At 62.0% G+C, this 19447-nt stretch carries 18 protein-coding genes; 6 read left to right on the top strand and 12 right to left on the bottom strand.

Going from position 1 to position 19447, the window contains the following annotated elements; translation table 11 throughout:
• From IE127_RS08010 to IE127_RS07980, 7 genes are all read right to left on the bottom strand, one after another.
• Positions 1 to 846 carry an inositol monophosphatase family protein gene (locus IE127_RS08010; protein WP_189425063.1) on the bottom strand — a complete coding sequence of 282 codons (846 nt, stop codon included), beginning with the start codon at positions 844 to 846 and terminating at the stop codon, positions 1 to 3.
• Positions 846 to 1850 (bottom strand): LacI family DNA-binding transcriptional regulator, encoded by a 1005-nt coding sequence (locus IE127_RS08005; protein ID WP_189425061.1) that lies wholly within the window; start codon positions 1848 to 1850, stop codon positions 846 to 848. Before IE127_RS08005 ends, IE127_RS08010 begins: the two co-directional genes overlap by 1 nt.
• A complete protein-coding gene (locus IE127_RS08000; protein WP_189425059.1) occupies positions 1847 to 2620 on the bottom strand; it encodes a glycerophosphodiester phosphodiesterase in 774 nt (257 codons plus the stop codon). The genes IE127_RS08005 and IE127_RS08000 overlap by 4 nt, the downstream gene beginning before the upstream one ends.
• The gene (locus IE127_RS07995; RefSeq protein ID WP_189425057.1) at positions 2617 to 3675 is read right to left on the bottom strand and encodes an ABC transporter ATP-binding protein; all 1059 of its coding nucleotides are present in this window, start codon (positions 3673 to 3675) and stop codon (positions 2617 to 2619) included. Before IE127_RS07995 ends, IE127_RS08000 begins: the two co-directional genes overlap by 4 nt.
• Entirely contained in the window at positions 3675 to 4499 is an 825-nt protein-coding gene (locus tag IE127_RS07990; protein WP_189425055.1) for a carbohydrate ABC transporter permease, read from the bottom strand. Before IE127_RS07990 ends, IE127_RS07995 begins: the two co-directional genes overlap by 1 nt.
• A 12-nt stretch (positions 4500 to 4511) precedes the next feature.
• Positions 4512 to 5792 (bottom strand): carbohydrate ABC transporter permease, encoded by a 1281-nt coding sequence (locus IE127_RS07985; protein WP_308430303.1) that lies wholly within the window; start codon positions 5790 to 5792, stop codon positions 4512 to 4514.
• 140 nt (positions 5793 to 5932) lie between these two features.
• Positions 5933 to 7288, bottom strand: a complete 1356-nt coding sequence (locus IE127_RS07980) for an extracellular solute-binding protein (protein ID WP_189425052.1) — start codon at positions 7286 to 7288, stop codon at positions 5933 to 5935.
• Positions 7289 to 7825: 537 nt separating this feature from the next.
• Here IE127_RS07980 and IE127_RS07975 point away from each other — a divergent pair.
• Positions 7826 to 8647, top strand: a complete 822-nt coding sequence (locus IE127_RS07975) for a sugar phosphate isomerase/epimerase family protein (RefSeq protein WP_244640041.1) — start codon at positions 7826 to 7828, stop codon at positions 8645 to 8647.
• Here the strand turns inward: IE127_RS07975 and IE127_RS07970 are convergent.
• Positions 8637 to 9527, bottom strand: a complete 891-nt coding sequence (locus tag IE127_RS07970) for a sugar phosphate isomerase/epimerase family protein (protein WP_189425049.1) — start codon at positions 9525 to 9527, stop codon at positions 8637 to 8639. The genes IE127_RS07975 and IE127_RS07970 overlap by 11 nt on opposite strands.
• Before the next feature lie 169 nt (positions 9528 to 9696).
• Here IE127_RS07970 and IE127_RS07965 point away from each other — a divergent pair, with 169 nt between their 5' ends.
• Together IE127_RS07965 and IE127_RS07960 are read left to right on the top strand one after the other, a co-directional pair.
• Positions 9697 to 11181 (top strand): GMC oxidoreductase, encoded by a 1485-nt coding sequence (locus IE127_RS07965; RefSeq protein WP_189425047.1) that lies wholly within the window; start codon positions 9697 to 9699, stop codon positions 11179 to 11181.
• 16 nt (positions 11182 to 11197) lie between these two features.
• Positions 11198 to 12256, top strand: a complete 1059-nt coding sequence (locus IE127_RS07960; RefSeq protein ID WP_189425045.1) for a Gfo/Idh/MocA family protein — start codon at positions 11198 to 11200, stop codon at positions 12254 to 12256.
• Positions 12257 to 12277: 21 nt separating this feature from the next.
• Here IE127_RS07960 and IE127_RS07955 read toward each other — a convergent pair whose 3' ends face one another.
• The 3 genes from IE127_RS07955 to IE127_RS07945 all read right to left on the bottom strand — a co-directional run bounded on the left by IE127_RS07955 (position 12278) and on the right by IE127_RS07945 (position 16078).
• A complete protein-coding gene (locus IE127_RS07955) occupies positions 12278 to 14113 on the bottom strand; it encodes a DEAD/DEAH box helicase (RefSeq protein WP_189425043.1) in 1836 nt (611 codons plus the stop codon).
• 72 nt (positions 14114 to 14185) lie between these two features.
• On the bottom strand, positions 14186 to 15451 hold the full coding sequence (gene lysA, locus IE127_RS07950) for a diaminopimelate decarboxylase (RefSeq protein ID WP_244640039.1): 1266 nt from the start codon (positions 15449 to 15451) through the stop codon (positions 14186 to 14188).
• Between the two features lie 78 nt (positions 15452 to 15529).
• A complete protein-coding gene (locus tag IE127_RS07945) occupies positions 15530 to 16078 on the bottom strand; it encodes an AAA family ATPase (protein ID WP_244640037.1) in 549 nt (182 codons plus the stop codon).
• A gap of 76 nt (positions 16079 to 16154) precedes the next feature.
• Here IE127_RS07945 and IE127_RS07940 point away from each other — a divergent pair, with 76 nt between their 5' ends.
• Positions 16155 to 16766 (top strand): LysE family translocator, encoded by a 612-nt coding sequence (locus IE127_RS07940; RefSeq protein ID WP_189425040.1) that lies wholly within the window; start codon positions 16155 to 16157, stop codon positions 16764 to 16766.
• Here IE127_RS07940 and IE127_RS07935 read toward each other — a convergent pair.
• Entirely contained in the window at positions 16753 to 17016 is a 264-nt protein-coding gene (locus tag IE127_RS07935; RefSeq protein WP_210310459.1) for a YjiS-like domain-containing protein, read from the bottom strand. The two genes, IE127_RS07940 and IE127_RS07935, sit on opposite strands and share 14 nt — an antisense overlap.
• A gap of 199 nt (positions 17017 to 17215) precedes the next feature.
• Here IE127_RS07935 and IE127_RS07930 point away from each other — a divergent pair, with 199 nt between their 5' ends.
• Positions 17216 to 18541 (top strand): aminotransferase-like domain-containing protein, encoded by a 1326-nt coding sequence (locus IE127_RS07930; RefSeq protein ID WP_189425038.1) that lies wholly within the window; start codon positions 17216 to 17218, stop codon positions 18539 to 18541.
• A gap of 111 nt (positions 18542 to 18652) precedes the next feature.
• Positions 18653 to 19447 (top strand): FecR domain-containing protein (locus IE127_RS07925; RefSeq protein ID WP_189425036.1); only part of this gene is annotated, 795 nt, incomplete at its 3' end.

The following is a 19447-nucleotide window of genomic DNA, read 5'->3' as shown; positions in this document are numbered from 1 at the left end:
CTAGAGCGCCGTTTGAACGGAAACGTTGTCCATCGGCTCGCCCGTCGTCTCAGGGCCGAACAGGTGGGCTATCGAGGGGTGGAGAGCGGGCGCGCAAGCGAGGACAGGACCGCCAGCATCGAGCAGTGCATCAAGGCTCGGATGTTCGACGACCGCTCCTGCTTCGCGGGCGATCAGAATGCCGGCCATGACGTCCCAGCTGTTGAGGTGCGCCTCATGGAACAGCTCCGCCTTGCCCTCGGCCACCCGCAACAGCCCGAGCGCGGCAGCACCCGGACGGCGGTGATCAAAGCCGAGTTCGTGCAGGTCTGACAGGAGCGCCAGATAGGGGGCAATGGGGGTGCGCCGCGAATGGCCGGTGATTGCCAGCGCAGTTTGCGGGTCCGCGCATTGCGAGGCGCAGATCTGCCGCTTTCCCGCATAGGCGCCACCGCCGCTGCGGGCGTGATAGACCAGCCCCGTGCTAGCGTCGAAGATGGCGCCGCAGGCTATTGCGTTATCGGCGATGAAGGCGATCGAAACGCCCCAGTTTGGCAGGCCGCGCATGTAATTGTTGGTGCCATCGATTGGGTCGATGACCCATGCTGGCCCACCGTCCGCTTCACCGCCTGTTTCTTCGCCAATAAACCGGTCGCTTGCGAATTCCTGGTTTATCGCGCGATGGATCAGATCCTCGCATTCGCGGTCGGCGTTGGTGACGAAATCCTGCAGACCCTTGTTCTCAACGGACAGGCCTTGCGCGCCCACCGCCTGCTGGAGCTTTAGCGCATGTGCTCCGGCCCGTTCGGCGAGGGCCATGGCGAATATGTAGCGTTTCTCGATATTCGTGTCCGACAGGGTTGTCATTATGCCGAGGCCCGCTGGATCAGATGGATTGGGGTGGTTGCCAGCCGCGCCGGCACGCTCGGGTCGGCGATACGACTGGCGAGAAAATCGATTGCCGCGTTGGCCTGCAGGTCACATGGCTGGGCGAAGGTCGTCAATTGGTAAGCACCCCAAGCCGCCTGCGGGATATCATCGTGCCCGATGATCTTCACCCCCGCCTCGGAGCGGTCGCGCCCGAGGCGCGCCAGTCCGTCGACGACACCACAGGCCATGTAATCGTTGACGCAGAACAACACCTCGACACCGCGCCGGTCGAGGGTTTCAGCGCTCTCGAAACCGGATTGATAGTCGTTGATCGGCACATCGATCACATCGAGCGCAGCGCCCAGCTCATCACTGCGCGCAATGAAGGCCTTGCGCCGTTGCCGACCAGTATAGGACAGATGCGGTGCAGCCATGACCGCCAGCCGGCGATGCCCTGCATCAAAGAAATAATCCGCCGCCGCGCGTCCGGCTGCCGCGTCATCGTTCACCACCCGGTCGACCATTGCGATATCCTCGCCCTTGTTGATGAGGACGATGGGGATGCCGTTACTGGCGCATTCTTCGCAAAGCTGCGTGGGCGGGGCGTCCGAGGTGATGATCACCCCGGAGACCGAATATTGCAGCAAATGCTCGATGAACCGGCCGACATCTTCCGAGCGCGAGGTCGGCAGGAGGATCGGCCTCAGGTCACGCGCCAACAGTCCGCGGGTCAACTGGTCGATCTGCATCGTGCGGAAAGGGTTATCGAGCCCTGCCGCAACGAGGCCGACGAGATCCGAGCGCTGGTTGATGAGGCTTCGTGCCAGGAAGTTGACGCGATAACCGAGCTCCTCGGCCGCCTTCATGACCTTTTGCCGGGTCTGCTCGGAAACCGAGGCATTGGGAGTAAAGGTGCGCGAAACAGCGGCGCGCGAAACGCCGGCGCGCCGTGCCACATCATGCGATGTGACGGCTCGTTTCCAGGAAGGTTGGTCCGTCATGCAATGTCGCGAGATGCCTCGCCGGACCGCATCATCTCCGGTCGGTTGGTGCAGATCCCCAAGACCGGCAGATCGAGCATGTCCTTCAAGATGTCCGCACGCTCCTCATGCCATAAAACGATATGTCGTTGGCTGCGGAAGATGCGGTCACACAGATCGTTTGTCACCTTATCCTGCGGACGTTCGCCATCTTTTTCCCAGCATAGATGAACGAGATCGGCGCCGGCCTTGTCGGCGAAGGCCAGCGGACCACACCCGATGCGCACGAGGACCGCGAGAGGCCACTGGCACCCTGCATCGCGTAGTTCGCGCACCTGGGCGGTATCGAAGGAGCCGAAAGCGGCGTAGGTCTGATCGTGAGTCAGTAGTTCGCGCCAGCACTTCAGACCGGAACCCTGCGCCTTGAGTTCGATATAAAGCCCGGTGCGCAAAGCGCGGGCGAGGGCGGCAACCTCAGCGAAAGTCGGCACGTCGACGTCTTTCAAGGCGGCAAGCTCTGCTGCATCAAGCTGCGAAATGCGGGCATCGACGCCGAACACGCGCAAGAGATGATCATCATGCGAGATGACGACGACACCATCGCGTGTCAGCTGCGTGTCGATCTCCCACATATCAGCGCCAAGCTGGGAGGCCAGCCGAAAGGCTGCGAGTGTGTTTTCGCGTGCATGATCGCTGGCGCCGCGATGGGCGATGCACAGCGGTAATGCGGCGCCGGTCCTCGGCCAGGAGAAACGGTGTTGAAAGTCTGCCAGCCCCGATGCGCCGCTCATAGCCGCGTCCCGTCCTGAGAAAACACCATCAGCGCATCCGGATTGACGCCCCAGGTGACCTGGTCGCCGACGGAGATGTCATGACGCACCGGCTGGATCGATCTGAGAACCGCACCCGAAGGCAGCGCTACGTCATAAAGGTTCTCGCGGCCCTGGGTTTCAACAAAGCTGACCCGCCCGCCGATCGGGCTGCCGCCGTTAACGCCGAAAATCTCGGGCCTTATGCCGACGACGATCGGCTCTCCGTCCTTGGGCCGGCGTGCGCCGGTCGGCAATGGCAGGGTCACCTCATCCGCATCCAGCCGGATCGCTTCGCCGGAAGCGCGGCCATTGACGAACGCGATCGGCGGATTGCCGAGAAAGCCTGCGACGAACTGGGTCTTGGGGTTGCGATACATCTCCGTGGGGGTGTCGATCTGGATGATCTGGCCCTCGTTCATGATCGCGATACGGTCACACATCGACATCGCCTCGACCTGGTCATGGGTCACGAGGATGGCGGTGATGCCGGTTTCCTGCTGGATGCGACGGATTTCCGAGCGCATCTCGAGACGCAGCTTGGCATCGAGATTGGCCAGAGGTTCATCGAGCAGAAGAACGCCCGGCTTGCGCACAAGGGCGCGCGCCAACGCCACGCGTTGCTGCTGGCCGCCGGAAAGCTGGCCGGGGCGGCGCTCTAGATATTGTTCGATATGAACGAGTGCCGCGATCGCGCGAACTTCCTTGTCGATCTGCTCGCGTCCCATGCCACGCACCTCGAGCGGGAAGGCGATGTTCTGGTAGGCCGTCATGTGCGGGTATAGCGCGTAGTTCTGGAACACGACGCCGACATTGCGCTTCTGGCTGGGCTGCTCGGAGACATCCTCTTCACCGAACAGGATCTGCCCTCCATTGACCCGATGAATTCCGGAAATCGCAAGCAGTGTCGTCGACTTGCCGCAGCCCGAGGGGCCGAGCAGAGCGAGCATCTCGCCGTCATGCACTTCGAGATTCATTCTCTCGATGACGGTGGTGTTGTCGAAGCGTTTGGTAAAATCTTGAAGCTGGATAGGCATCAGCCCTTGGTGCCTCCGCCGAAGATATTCATCAGCCGGTTCTGGAAGACGATGAACACGATAAGGACAGGCAGGGTGTAGTAGAGCCCCACCGATTTGAAGAGATTGAAGTCGTAGTTGATCGAGTCGGTGACCGAGATCTGCTGCAGGTAGACCGACAGCACACGGAATTCGGACGTGGGCGCGAGAATACGCGGCAGCAGGTACTCGCCCCAACCATCGAGAAAAGCGAAGACGCCCAAGGCAATGAGGCCCGGCTTGACCTGCGGCAGGATGAGCCGCCGCCAGACGGTGAAGCGCGAAGCGCCATCCTGCACGCCGGCCATCTCGATCTCCCAGGGAACGGCGTCGTAGAACCCTTTCATGATCCAGATGCCGAATGGCAGCATCAGCGTTGCCTTGACCATGATCACGCCGGCAAGGGTGTCGTAGAGCCCGGCGAACTGCAGCACCAGGAACACCCCGATGATCAGCGTCACCGAGGGAAAGGCGTGCATCACCATGATGCCGGCGAGGAAAAAGCGGCGATAGGGCAGGTTGAGCCGGGAGACTGCATAGCCGCCCATTGCCGAGATCGTGGTGACGATCACCACCATCGACAGCGCGAAGATGAACGTATTGAGTGTCGCCACCCAGATATTGCCGGCAATGCTCGGGTCGACGAGAAACCGCCAATGCGCGAGCGTGAACTCGTTCGGCAGGATCGCGCCCGGGGGCGTATTGGTGAAGCTGTCGACAAACACCGACGCATACATGATCGCCAGCGGCAGGCTGATCAGGCTCAGCACCAACAGGACCGGCCAGGCAGAAAAATTGCGTGTCATTGCGCCGGGCTCCTAGAATTCGATCTTCGGCTTTTCGACCAGTTCATTGAACCGGAAGAGCCGCAGGAAGATGATGGACAGCGCCAGCCCCGCAACAACCAGCACCAGCGCCATGGCGGCGCCATAGCCGTATTGCAGATTGCCGGTGTAATTGGACAATGCGACGCGGAAGGCTTCGAGCGCCCACACATTGGTGGTGTTGCCGGGCCCGCCATTGGTCGTCAGCCAGATCTGTTCATAAGAGGAGAGCAGCGACAGCGACTGATAGCAGGTGACGAACAGGATCGGCCACCTGAGCTGCGGCAGGATGATGCGCCGCACCTGCTGCCAACGGCTGGCGCCGTCGACCTCGCTGGCCCACAGCTGCTGCTGCGGGATGGCGCGTAGGGCACCGCTGAACAGGATCATGCCGAACGAAGCGCCGATGAACCCATTGAGCGAGACGATGGTCGCCCAGGCAGTCGGGACCGAGCCCTTCATGTAGTTGAAGGCAGGAAGCCCCAGATTCTCGGCCACGACAGGCAGGAAGCCGTCATCCCAGGTGAACCATTTCCACATCACCGTATAAAGAACCACCGGTGTGATGCGCGGCAGAAGCCAAAGGACACTGAAGATCGTGCCGCTGGTTTTCGGCATGTAGAAGATGGCGATGGCGAGAAACAGCCCGAGCCCGACATTGAACAGCGATAGCGTGAAGCCGACATAAAGTGCGGTATTGGTTATCAGCCGCGCCGTCTCGGGCGTTGTTGCGAGCCTTTCGAAATTATCCGTCGTCCACACCCAGCCGGTATAGGCGGCAGACAGAACGGTATTGCGGTCTTCGGCGGAAAGATCTGGTGCAATGGACGCAATTGCCGTGGCTGCCTCGTCGCGGGTGGCGAACCGTGTGTTGAGAATCGACTGGCTGAATGGTTCGGCCGCCAGCTTCAGGTCGCGCACCCGGCGCGGACGGCTGGGAAGTGTCTTGAGTTCACGCTCGAAGCTGCGCGCATCGTCGAACTCGTCGCCCAGCAGTTCGTCTTCGATCTCCTCGAGAAAATCCGGATCGACACCGGCTGCGGCTGCGCGCTCGAGCGCTGCTTCATCGACGCTGATTGTCTCGCCGCTCAGGCTTTGCGCCGCCTCGGGGGCCATCCCCTGCCACTCGAGGTCGCGCAGCAGGTTGGGCGTGATCACATAAGCGCCACCAGAGATCCCGGTGGCGCTCGTCATGTTGGTGAACGAAAAAATCGTCGTCAGCACCACGGGCGCAAAGAAGAACGCGACCAGCAGAGCGAGGGCCGGCGCCAGCATGACGAGGCCGAGCGGGCTGGTGCGGGCGCGTCCCTTGCGTGCGGCGCGGACGGTGTCGGTTGCCGGCTCGGTCGAGCGCGTCAGCGCGCTCGACCGGATACCTCTTTCAGCGGACGTGGTGTTGGACACGATCACACCGATCAGCGGATGATGATGCCGTCGCCGAGGCCGGATTCGACCGCCGACTGAGCCTGGTTCACCGCGTCTTCGACCGAAGACGTGCCGGTCCATGCCGCCTCGAGACCCTGGTACATCGCGTCCCAGAAGATGCCGAAATCAGCATTGTTCGGGATCGGATTGGCGTAGGGCAGAAGCTGCTCGGTAGCCTCGGTGGTCCAGCGGTCATTGGCATAAAGCGGCACGTCAGCCTGGGCTGAGCCGATTGCCAGGTGACCGGATTCGACGGCGTGCAGCGAGTTGATGCGCGGCTCGGAGGCGATGGCCACGAGTTCTGCCGAGATTGCGGCTTCGTCATCGCTGCCGGTGGTCGAAATCAGATAAACCAGCGGATGGGTGATGGTGTTGGCTTCGCCGTTTTCGTTACCAGCCGGAATGAGCGAGAACGTCATCTGGCCGAAGAAATCGTCGACGCCGAACTGGCGCTCCCACTGCGACTTATGCCAGGTGCCGCCGTGCCAGGCGCCGTATGCATCAGCTGCGACATTGCCGTGCCACACATCCCAATCGCCGCCGAGATAGGTGGCCGGGGTCACGCCCATCTCAACCGCATCGGCGAAGAACTGGTACATGTCGGTCAGGGCCTGCTTGTCGAAGACCAGCTTGCCGGTTTCCTCGTCGACCATCTCGCCGCCGAAGCTTTGATAGAACTGCCAGTAGTCGGTGCCGTTGTTGACGCGCGGAGCAAAGCCCATGCCCGCTTCGACTACGCCCTCGTCCTGCATCGTCTTGACGTCGTCGAGCATGTCATAAAGCGTATATTCGCCGCTCTGGATCTTGCCCGGCAGCGCGTCGATCTCGTCTTCCGAGTAACCGATTTCCGCGAGGTGAGCCTTCGACATGAAGAACGGGCGCGATTCCGCATCCTGCGGCACGCCCCAGATCAGCCCGTCATAGCTCGAAACGTCGACAAGGTTGTCATAGAGCTGGTTCAGCGGCCATGCATCGAAATCGACATAGTCTTCGATCGGGCGCAGAATACCGGCCTGCGACCAGGGGCCGATATCTTCGTGGCCTGAGACGATGATGTTGGGGGCGGTGCCGGATTCAGCAGCGAGCGTGACCGCCTGCTTGAAATCGTCCCAGCCGGACCAGACCTGCTTTTCAACGGTGATATCGAGCTCTTCGCCGCGCACTGCAGCTTCACGCTCGAGCAGATCCGCGGCCATTTCGATGGCATCGACGCGATAATGTGAATCATCGCCCGTGCCGCCCGACCATACGGTGATCGTGTATTCCTCAGCGAAAGCCGCGCCGGAAGCGGCGGCCACGATGGCCAGTGCAGCAGTGCTGCGCAGTGCCTTGGCAAGAATTGTCATGTGAGTCTCTCCCTTGCGAGCTCATGATCATGAACAGGAGCCTCTCTGTTTTGCCCCAGAGGCTCTGTTCAAGTTGTCGTTTTCGCATCATCAGGATCGAAGCCGGACGCGCCGGCTTCTTTCGATGCTGGTGTAGCGACAGCCGCCCGCGCGCGCCCTGAGAACGCGGGAAAACAGGCGTCGCCGATCGGACGCGAGCTGTGACTTAAGCCTCCCAAATGAAGCTTACATGACATTTTGTACACGTGTACATGACAATTTGCGCTGCCCCGGATCTGGCGCTTTAAATGCGAATGAAGAGGCTGAGAATTCCGTGCGCGCCGTGACCGCTAGCGCGACCTGATCCTTTCGCCCCGGCGACGAAGCCCACGAGCGCGTCGAAGATGGAGACATCGTGTTGGCAACAAGCCGCTTTGGTCAGAATTCCGCGGCGCCTCGATACGCGTCGACTATTGCTCTAGGGTGACACGGAAAACTCAGATATCGACTTGCCGCGCCAGCAATGGCGCCGCGTCGCACGACAAAGGTATGCCACCCATGATCGACAAATCCGCACGCCCGATGGCCAGAACCAGCCTCAAATGGTCGATGATCAAGGAAGATCTGTCGATCATGGATACGTTCCGGCTGATCGCCGATCTCGGGTTTGACGGTGTGGAACTGGATGCGCCCAACGATCTGCCGCTCGATGAAGTTCTAGCGGGTCGAGACGCGACGGGTGTTGCTCTGCCCGGCGTCATCAATTCGCGTCACTGGAAATATCCGCTGACCCATCCCGACGCGGCGGTGCGCGATGCCTGTGTCGAGGCGACCATCGAGGCTTTGCAACAGGCAAAGGCCTATGGGGCCGAAACCGTGCTGCTTGTGCCGGGCGTTGTCGATGAAAATACCAGCTACGCCACGGCCTATGATCGCGCCGTCGAAGGTATCGACCGATTGCTGCCATACGCCGATGAAATCGGTGTCTCGCTGGCGCTAGAGAATGTCTGGAACAATTTCCTGCTCAGCCCGCTGGAAGCCGCGCACCTGATCGATGGGTTCGAGAACTCACGCCTTGGCTGGTATTTCGACGTGGGCAACGTCATGCGCTATGGCCGCCCCACCGATTGGATCGAGGCGCTTGACAAGCGGATCCTGCGCGTCGACATCAAGGAGTTCAGCCTCGCCAAGATGAACGCCGAAGGGCCCTGGAAGGGGTTTGACGTTGCGCTGTCTGAAGGCGATGTCAACTGGTCAGCGGTCAATCAGGCGCTTTCGGCAATCGGCTATTCAGGCTGGGTCTCTGTCGAGATGCCGGCTGGTGATCGCCGACACCTCGCAGATCTCAAGGAGCGCCTGGACCGGATTGTCAGCCTCTGACTTCGGCCAGCATGCGCCTGATATTGGCGAGGCCTGTTTCGCAGGCGGCCAGCGTTGGCTCTTGCCCTTCATATTCGAGCGATACGAAGCCGTCATAGCCGGATTCTACAACACTTTCGATGAAGCCTTTGGTGTTGAGGTCGCCAAAGCCGAACACCGAACCGCGCAGATACTGGCCGCCGGAGGTCTTCAGCCAGCCCGGTCCGGGCTCTGTCTGGCGCACATAGAAATCCTTGAGATGGACAAAGGCCGCGTGCGGCAGCGTGCGGCGCGTCGAAACCTCCGGATTGTCGTCGACGCAAAGGAAATTGCCGACATCAACGGTCAGCTTGAAACTCGGATGATCGACAGCATGCATGAGGCGCAGGATGCGCTCCGCCGAGTTCATGAAGAAGCCGTGATCCTCGACGCTGGTAACGACGCCATGTGACGCGGCGAATTCCGCTACCTGGCGGCAGGCATCTGCAATGCCGTCAAATTCACGCTCGAACTCCGCGGTGTGCTCGAGTCGATACGACCACGGCACCACGTCGTGTCGCAAAAAGCCCGCGCCGAACCGGCTGCAAAGCTCGACGTAACGCTTCACCCGTTCGATTTCGGCATCGCGCTCGGCAGCGCTCTTGCCGATGAAGCTCGCCCCCATGCAGAAGCCCGATACAGGTATGCCGGTCCTCGCCGATGCTGCTTCGAGCCGCTCGAGTATTGCGGCTTCTTCGGTGAGTTCGTGAGCGGCTTCTTTGCCGGTTTCGGCGAAGGAGAAGGTTGCGATCTCGAGGTGTTCCGCCTGATGCGCAGCCAGCCAGTCGAACATCGACTCAATCTCAAGGCTTCCGTCCGCAAGCAGCGGCCGGAAACTGTAGGAGGATACACCAATCTTCATGAGGTTTGCTCCGCAAGCATGACAGCAGGAAATACCAATCTAGACCATAGGGTGGTGTGACGAGCACCACAACCTCATGAAAGGACATTAGATATGCGCCGCAGGGCATTGATGGCCGGGGCAGGCGTTGATACCAATTAACGACCAGCCTCGAACACCCGGACACATCATGCCCCCTCTCTCCAAGGACGTCGTTATTGTGGGCAGTGGCCCCGCAGGCAGCGCTTATGCGCGCACCATCCGCCGCGAATGGCCCGAGGCCCGCATCCTGATGGTCGAAGCGGGTCCACAAATCCTGCCGGAGTTGGGCGCCCATCTCGACAACATCGCAGACCCAGAGGAGCGCAGCGCTCTCGAAGTCAAGGCGCAGGGCGGCGACCGCAACCGGCGTCCCTCGATCAGCAAGGAAGAGTGGGAGGCACGACGCGCCGGTGGTTTCGATGCCTCGATGCTTCGTCGTTCAGGCTTGTTCATCGCCAACGAGGCGGACCCGAGCGAAAGCCTGTTTGCCGGCTTCTCCGCTGCCAATGTTGGCGGCATGGGCACAAAATGGTCGACCGGCTGCCCGAGCCCCTCAATGGCCGAGCGCGTGCCGTTCATTGCGGCCGATGCGCTTGAGGCAGCGCTTTGTGAGGCCGAAGGCCTGCTTGGCGTCCATAAGGACCCGCGATCCGGCGACCAGACCGCGATCAAACTGCGCGAGCGGCTCGGTGCCGCCTTTAACGAAGGCCGCAGCCCCGAGCGGCGCGTCCGCCCGATGCCGATGGCGGTCACGCCGACTGCCGAGGGCGTGACGTTTCACGGCACCGATGTGATTATCGCCGACATGATCGGTGAGCCCGAAGACAGCTTTGTCATAATGGCCGAGACTGTGTGCCGCCGCATCATCCACGAAAATGGCAAGGCAACAGGCGTCGAGCTTTGCCGTGCCGGCACCGACGAAAGCTGGGTCGTCAACGCCGCAACAGTTGTGGTGGCCTGCGATGCGCTGCACACACCGCAACTGCTTCACGCATCCGGTATTCGCCCCGAGGCGCTTGGTCGCCATATCAACGACCACTACATCGTCTCGCAGATCGCCGAGATGCACGATGAGCCTCCGATGAAGGCGATGAGTTGGATACCCGCAACCGACGAGTTCCCGTTTTCCGTAACGATCGCGCCGACAAGCCTTGCCACCATGCCGAAGCCGCCCGAGTTGTCCGGACAGCCGGTAGGTATGGGCGTGTTCTGCCCCTCTGACATAAGCGCCGAGAACCGCGTGCTGTTCGATGAGACAAGACGGGACTGGCGCGGCCTGCCGGCGATCTCAATCAGGTGGAAGCAATCCGCCGGCGATCTTGAGCGGCTGGACAAGGCCAAGGCGACAGGCTTGCGGATCGCCGAGATCATCGGTCGGCCGGCTCCCGGGTTCGCCACCATCGTGCTGCCGGTGGGCAGTTCGCTGCACTATCAAGGCACGGTCCGCATGGGCGAAACCGACGATGGTGCAAGCGTTTGCGACCGCAATAGCCGGGTCTGGGGGTTCGATAATCTCTATGTTGCCGGCAATGGCGTCATTCCCACGATGACCGCCACCAATCCAACGCTTTACACTGTCGCCCTCGCAACCTTCGGTGCGCGTGAGATCGCGCACGCCCGCCGAACCGTTTGAACTCGGGAGCAAAACTATGACCAATTCGCCGCTAAAGGTGCTCGTCGTCGGACTGGGCCAGATGGGCAAGAGCCACGCCACCGCCTATCACACCCATCCCGGCTTCGAAGTGGTTGGGCTGGTCAACCGCTCGGCCCCGAAGCTGCCTGAGGCGCTATCTGGCTACCCGGTACGCAGCGATTTCCTCGCTGCGCTCGAGGAGTTCAAGCCCGACGTGGTGTCGATCTCGACGCACACCAACACCCATGCCGACTATGCGGTCGCAGCGATCGAGGCGGGCGCGCATGTGTTCGTCGAAAAGCCGCTCGCGGCAACGGTAGAGGATGCCAGGCGTGTCGTCGATGCGGCGCAGCAACACGGGCGCAAGCTGATCGTCGGCTATATCCTGCGCCACCATCCGTCCTGGATGCGGCTGATCGAGGAATCGCGCAAGCTAGGCGGGCCCTATGTTTTCCGCATGAATCTCAACCAGCAGTCGAGCGGGGCGGCATGGGAAATCCATCAATCGATCATGCTGACGACATCGCCTATCGTTGATTGCGGCGTGCACTATGTCGACGTGATGTGCCAGATCACCGATGCCAAGCCGGTGGAAGTGCGCGGCATGGGCGCAACGCTTGCCGCGGGGCTGCCCCCAGGCATGTACAATTACGGCCAGTTCCAGGTGCTGTTCGATGATGGAAGCGTCGGTTGGTACGAGGCGGCCTGGGGGCCGATGATCTCGGAGACGGCCTTTTTCGTCAAAGATGTCATGTCCCCCAATGGCGCGGTCTCGATCGTCATGGAAGAGGGTGCTGCCTCTGCCGACATAAACGCGCACACCCAGACGTCGCGCATTCGCGTTCATCACGCAGCGCTCGATGCCGACAACCAGCCGGCGCAGCCCGATGACTGGCTCGACATGCATGGCGAGCCGGATCATCAGGGCCTGTGTGATCGCGAACAGGATTTCGTGTATCGCGCCATCACCGAGGATATAGACCTCGAGCGGCACATGAACGATGCGGTGACCTCGCTCAACATCTGCCTGGCCGCCGACGAAAGCGTCAGAACCGGCGTCTCCGTCAAGCTATAGCAAGGCGCGGAATCCCAGGGCCTAGCGCGGGCGCTTTGCCTTGGGCTTCTGCTTGCGTGGCTGCTCGCCGGCCGGCGAAGCGGCCTTGCCGCGATGTTGCGGCTTCTTGCCGGTCGGCTTGCCACCTGGTTTTGCGCCTTTGTAAGGCTTCGGCTTGGTTGAACGGTCGGGCTGTACGCCACCCTCCGGGGTAATGACGGCACCGCGCTCAAGAACGCCGGGCTGGCTGACCTTTGCCGTGAAGGCAGCTGCCTTGTCGGCTGCAATCTCGAACCGGGTCTGCGTATCCTCGATCCTGATCGAGCCGACGTCGCGCTTCGTGACGCCCCCAGCCTTGCAGATCATCGGCAGCAGCCATTTCGGATCGGCCCGCTGCTTGCGCCCGATCGACAGCGTGAACCAGACACCACCCTGCATGTCGGCGGGGCGCGGCTCGCGGACTTGTTTGGTATCGTGCTTGGCGCCGCGCTCGAATTCGTTCGTGCGCTCGCGTTTCGAGCGCTTGGATTTGAGTTCGGCAAGCGGCAACGGCGCGAGATCCTCCGGCACCGGCCGGGCCAGCAATTGCTGACGCACGAAGGCGGCCGCGATTTTCTCGGGCGAGACCGTGCCGAGCAGTTCCCGAACGAACACGGCTTCATCCTCGTCGGGCTCATTTGTCGAGCGCGCCGTCTCCATGATGTCGCGGCGGTAGCGCGCCTCGATTTCGGCGATGCCCGGTGCCGATCGTTCCGTGGCTGTCAGCTTGGCCAGCGACAACACCCGGCGTGCTGCGTTGCCGCGGTGTTCCGGGACGATGAGAACGCATATGCCCTTGCGGCCAGCACGACCGGTGCGTCCGGAGCGGTGCAGCAGGGTCGCTGGATTGCTGGGCACATCGGCGTGGATCACCAGGTCGAGATTGGGCAGATCGATACCGCGCGCGGCAACGTCTGTCGCAACACAGACATGGGCACGCCCATCGCGCATGGCCTGTAGGGCGTTGGAGCGCTCCGATTGCGCCATTTCGCCGGACAGCGACACGACCGAGAACCCACGGTTCCCGAGGCGTGCTGTCAGGTGACGCACCGCTTCGCGCGTGTGGCAGAAAACCAGCGCGCTGCCGCTGTCGGAATTCAGCAGCGTATTGATGATGGCGTGTTCGCGCTCGTCGCGGCGAACGAACATCAACTGGTATTCGATATCGGCATGCTGATCGGTTGCCGCGGTGACTGCGACCCGCCGCGCGTCCTTCTGGAATGTCTTGGCGAGATCGGCGATGCCGCGCGGCACCGTCGCGGAAAACATCAGCGTCCGGCGTTCCTCAGGAGCGGAGCCAAGGATGAATTCGAGATCTTCGCGAAACCCGAGATCGAGCATCTCATCGGCTTCGTCGAGAACCACGGCGCGCACCGCACCGAGATCGAGCGCGCCGCGGGTGATATGATCACGCAAGCGCCCTGGCGTGCCGACAACTATATGTGCGCCATGGGCGAGGGCCCGGCGTTCATCGCGCGCATCCATGCCGCCGACACAGGTTGCGGTGCGCACATTGGCATCGTGATAGAGCCAATCGAGTTCGCGCTGCACCTGTATGGCAAGCTCGCGTGTCGGCGCGATGATCAGTCCCAGCGGAGCACCGGCAGGGCCGAACGCCTGATCCGTGCCGAGCAGCGTTGCGGCAATGGCGATGCCGAAGGCGACGGTCTTGCCCGAACCAGTCTGGGCCGAGACCAACAGATCCTCAGCGCTGTCTCCCTGATGCGCCATCTCCATCTGCACAGGCGTCAGCTGGCTGTAGCCGCGCGCCTCGAGCGCAGATGAAAGTGCGGGATGAACGGGAGCCGGCATCGAGCCGGCGTCGGGGGGTAGTGCCATATCTGCGACCTCTGTGAACGCGCCGCATACCACAGCACCAGTGCGGAAACCTAATAACTTGCGGGGGGGCGCCTAGAGCGGGCCGCCATTATCCTCGAGATCGAGCAGCTGCGCGACCGTTTGACGCTTGCGGATCAGCGTGAGCACGCCATTGTCGCGCAGCACCTCGGCCGCAAGCGGCCGGGTGTTGTAGTTCGAGGACATCGTCGCGCCGTAGGCGCCGGTATCGCGCAGGATTGCGATATCTCCGACTTTTGGCAGAGCCAGCTCGCGAAACTCGACGAAGCCGCCATCCTTTTGGGTGAACACATCGCCGGCCTCACATAAGGGCCCGGCGACGGCGACAGGATGCGTCGGCCCCGTCACCTCGTGTCCCTCGGGCGTGACGAAGCAGATCTCGTGGTAGCTGCCATAAAGAATGGGCCGCGCCAGATCGTTGAAGCCCGCATCGATCAGGACGAAATGCTTGTCGGCAACGCGCTTGATGGCACGAACCTCGGCAATAAGGACACCGGCATTGCCGACGAGGTAGCGGCCGGGCTCGAGTTCCAGCTTGATCGGGCTGCCGGTGATGCGTTCTGCCTCGGCGCGCGCCTTCTCCCAGGATGCATGATACTCAGCAATATCGATTTCCGGCTCGCCGGGCGCATAGGGCACCGAAAGCCCGCCGCCCGCCGAGATCGCCTCTAGCGGCCGATTGGCCTGCCGCACCGCATCCAGCATGCTGTCACAGACGCGATGCAGATGCGAATAATCAACGCCGGAGCCGATATGCATGTGAAGCCCGACAAGCTTGAGGCCATGCTTGTCGATGAGCTTCAGGCTCTCTTCGAGCTCATCATGCCAGATGCCGTGCTTGCTGGAGGGGCCGCCAGTGTTGGTCTTGCGGTTGTGCCCATGCCCGAACCCGGGGTTGAGCCGCAGCCAGACCGCATGGCCGGGCGCCGCCTCGCCAATTTGTTTCACCATGTCCGGCGAGCCGCAATTCACCGGGATGCGCAGCTCGATTACCCGGGCCAGCGTCGCTTCATCGATGATGTCGGCTGTAAAGACGATCTCGTGCGCTGGCGTGCCCGGCACGTAGCCGGCGCGCAGCGCGCGCTCGATCTCGCCCAGCGACACCGCATCGACCATCACCCCCATTTCGCGCAGAAGGCGAAGGATATGGGTGTTGCTATTGGCCTTTTGTGCATAGCGAACGCATTCGAACGCCGAGACCTTCCGTACCCGTTGCCGGATGGCTTCAGCGTCATAAAGCCAGAGCGGTGTTCCAACGCGGCTGACGGCGGTCAGCGCCGCCTCGATCGTCTCCGGTTGCAGGATGGTTGGTCGTGTCACGCTACGGTCTTTCGTCGCCACTGTTGCGGCGCGTGTCTAGAGCATCCGCGTGGCAAGGGAAAGCTCTGTCACCGCCCTTCATTGCTCGAGATGCGACAGAACGAAGTCGGCGCGCTCCGATACGCTAATCTTGGGCAAGAGGATCGTCTGATAACCGAGACTGCCATAGGCGGAGAGCAGGCGCTGATATTCAGCAACTGCGCTGTCGAGGTCATGTCGGCGCGCGTCGTCACGGGCGAAGAGCTCAGGCCAGGGTGGCGCCATGAAGACCTGCCGATGGTACTGCGCTCTTGAGCCAAGCGCGCGGACCGCCGGCTCGCCCGTTGCGTACTCAAGGGCCGCTGCGGCATCGATCAGGCTCCTGTCGTAAAAGACCGGCCCGTACTGCGCCGCATGCGCCGCGCGATCATGTCGGGCCAGCGCGATGGCGCGCCTTGCAAAGGCCGCAAGATCCACCCATGGCAGCGCATCTCCTGAACCGCTCAGCTCGTCCTCGACGATCCGGCGGCCCGGCTCCGCAACCGTTTCGTAGCCGCGTCGTGCCAGTTCGACGAGCAAAGTGGATTTTCCGCCACCCGAGCAGCCGGACAGCACGATGTGTTGGGACGCGTCAGAAACTGATTGCACGTCTTTGTCTCCCTGCGGCTTGCATTCTTGCATTGCTTCGCCCCTAGATGCGGTTGATCGACACCGATAGGCTGACATGAGCATCGAATTCTTGATTACGACTCTGGTGGTGGTGGCCGCGCCCGGAACTGGCGCGATCTACACGATTGCGGCGGGGCTCGGACGCGGCCGACGGGCGAGCCTGTGGGCCGCGTTTGGCTGCACACTCGGCATCGTGCCGCACATGCTCGCCGCGATCACCGGATTGGCGGCGATTCTGCATACCAGCGCCCTGGCCTTCGAGATCATCAAATATCTCGGGGTCGCGTATCTGCTCTATACGGCATGGGCGACACTAAAGGAGACGGGCGGGCTCAGCGTTGAGGCGAATCAGGCGGAAAAGCCTGCAGCCAAGGTGATCGTTGAATCGATCCTGATCAACATCCTCAATCCCAAGCTGTCGATCTTCTTCTTCGCGTTTCTGCCGCAGTTCGTGCCGACGACAACCCCGAACGCCATGCTGCGCATGCTGGAATTGAGCGCCGTGTTCATGCTGGCGACGTTTCTGGTTTTTGCCGCCTACGGGATATTCGCGGCCGCGATGCGCACGCAGATCATAACGCGGCCGGCAGTGATGGCGTGGATGCGCCGCAGCTTTGCCGCGGCGTTCGTTGCCCTTGGCGCAAAGCTGGCGCTTAGCGAGCGCTAGGCGCGGGATCAGTGTTTGGGGCGCTTTGGCCGAAACGTTCTGCCGAGCCGCCAACCTCATCGCGGGATCGCACCGCCTCGGGCAGGTCCCACACTCTGCGCCGACCCTCGGCGCGGGCGGCTTTTCGGCTGACTGCGATATCGTCGAGAAGGTGATCGTCGAGATCGAGCAAGGCACTGCGCTGACGCTGAATCGAGTGGGCTAGGCGTAAGAGCTTCACCAGACGTGCGAGAGATGGAAACCGGCTCATCTGAGGCATCTCCTCGGCCAGAGGCCGCGGCGCGCGGTCCGGCGTGCGCGCGCCAGGGCGGCAGCCTCGTGCGGATACGAAATGCAAGTCGGTGATGCTGAAAACGCCATGGCGGTACTCCTTTGCTGAGCGGTCCATTCGGTTTGACATCAAACCAAAAATAGTACAATTACTTTATTGTACTAAGTACGGAGGAGAGATGCCCAAGCCGCCGTTCAGTGTTCTCGCCGATGCCGTCGCCGAAGAGATTACCAGCGGCAGAGTGCCACCGGGTACGCGCTTGCCAACGCACCGTCAGTTTGCAGAGGAGCACACCATCGCCCTCGCCACAGCGACCCGCGTCTATCGCGAGCTCGAGGCGCGAGGTTTGGTGGTCGGTGAGGCAGGCAGGGGCGTGTTTGTGCGCGATCCGGGTGTTCCGGCAAAGCTCGGCATGCAGCAGGCCGCGGCCGATGGCCTGATCGATCTGGTGTTCAATGTGCCGGCGAACCCGGCAGATGCCGAAATGTTGCGAACGGGCCTCAAGCGGCTGGCGGCGGGGGGCGATCTGGAAGCGATGATGCGCTACCAGCCTCATGCCGGTCGCCAGCACGAGCGATCGCTATTTGCAAGACACGCGGCGCGATCGCTTGGGCCAGTCGATCCGGAGCGGCTGATTATCACCTCGGGTGCGCAGCATGGGCTGGCGCTTTCCGTCCTTGGGGTGATGGACCGAGGCGATCAGATCGGCACGGATCTGTTGACCTATTCCGGGTTCGCCTCGGTGGCGGCGCTGAAGGGGTTGTCGCTGGTGCCGGTGCCGGCAACACCGCAAATGGTGATGGACACCGAGATGCTCGAGCGCATCTGCTGCGAGCGGACACTTCGGGCGCTCTATCTGATGCCAACCGTCCAGAACCCGCTCGGCTCGGTGATGGACGAGACCACCCGACAGCGGATCGTCGACATCGCGCGGCAGCACGATCTGCTGATCATCGAGGATGGTGCCTATGCCTTTCTCGAGCCCGATCCGCCGCCGAGCCTTTTGCACCTTGCCCCAGAGCGCACGATCTATGTCGGCAGCTTTTCCAAGAGCCTCGGCACCGGCCTGCGCGTGGGCTATGTCATCGCGCCGGAGGAACTGGCGGAAAGGCTGGTCGCAGTGATGCGGGCAACCACCTGGAACACGCCGGCCGTCATGAGCGGTTTGCTCGCCGGCTGGATAGAAGACGGCACCGTTTCACGTGCTGAAGAGGCGCGACGGGTGGACGGCGCCAAACGACAGGCGCTTTGCCGCGAAATATTGGCTGGGTCTGAACTGATCGGGCATCGCAATGCAGGCTTTGCCTGGCTGCCGAATGCCGGCCGGCAGCGTACCGAGCCGATTGTATCGCGCCTGAGAGCAAAGGGCGTCGCGGTATCCCCGAGCAGCGCCTTTGCCATCGGCGAGGCAGTGCCGCAAGCCATCAGGCTCGCATTCGGTGGCGTATCAATTCCCGATCTGGAACAGGCGATGGCGATAGTGCGCGAAGAATTAAACTCCTAGGGCCTTCCACCAGGCCTCGTCTGTCGATCGTCGACAATTCCAGATCGAAGATTAATCATGGCGAAATGGATGCGCTGTAGGGTTGAGCCAAGTAGTAATATTGAGGCCCCCATGTCCATTCCGCGCACAATTCTCTCACGCCTTGTCTTCGTAGCGGCGTTCGTCGCCGCACTGTGTGGCGGCGCTTTGGCCGGCGAATGGCGGGTAGATAGCCTGCGCGGGCTGGTTTTCGTTCATCAGGATGCCGCGTGGACACCGCTCGAGCTTGGCGATGTGATCACTGACGATCAGGTCATCCGCACACTGGCAAGCGGGCGTGTGGAACTGGTGCGTGATGCCGAGCGGATCGAACTGGCGGGTGAGACCCAGCTCGCCGTGCGCGAAGCACGCCAGCGTAAGTTCACCACTGTTCAGCAATACTACGGCAAGGTCACGATCGATGCCGAGGCTCAGAACGTTCAGCACTTTGCAGTCCAGACGCCGTACCTTGCAGCCGTGGTCAAGGGAACCCGCTTCACCGTGATCTCACGCAATGGCCGCTCCGAGGTCGAGGTCGAGCGCGGACGGGTCCAGGTCGATGATACGGTCCACCGTGTGCGGGTCGACATCACACGCGGTCAATCCGCCAGGGTGTCGGAAGGTGAAGTGCTGCGCGTCGAAAGCCGCGGTGAGACCCCGCAAATTTATACATTCGACGGTGTTGCCGCGACCCCAGCGCAGCTGGAACAGATTTCCCAGGCGTCTGCGGCGGGCGGATCCGCCAGCAACAGTTCCGGCACAAGCACGCAAATCCGGCCCAGTGTCGCCCGTTCGAGCTCGGATCGCTCCGGTTCGCGCGGATCCAGTGCGGTGGGCTCAGATGAGAATGGTGGCGGCAACGGCAATGGCGGTGGAAACTCCGGTAAC

The sequence above is a fragment of the Devosia pacifica genome, assembly GCF_014652635.1.
Lineage (GTDB): Bacteria > Pseudomonadota > Alphaproteobacteria > Rhizobiales > Devosiaceae > Devosia > Devosia pacifica.
The sequence above is the reverse complement of the archived record's forward strand: the minus strand, read 5'-3'. Positions and strand labels throughout refer to the sequence as shown.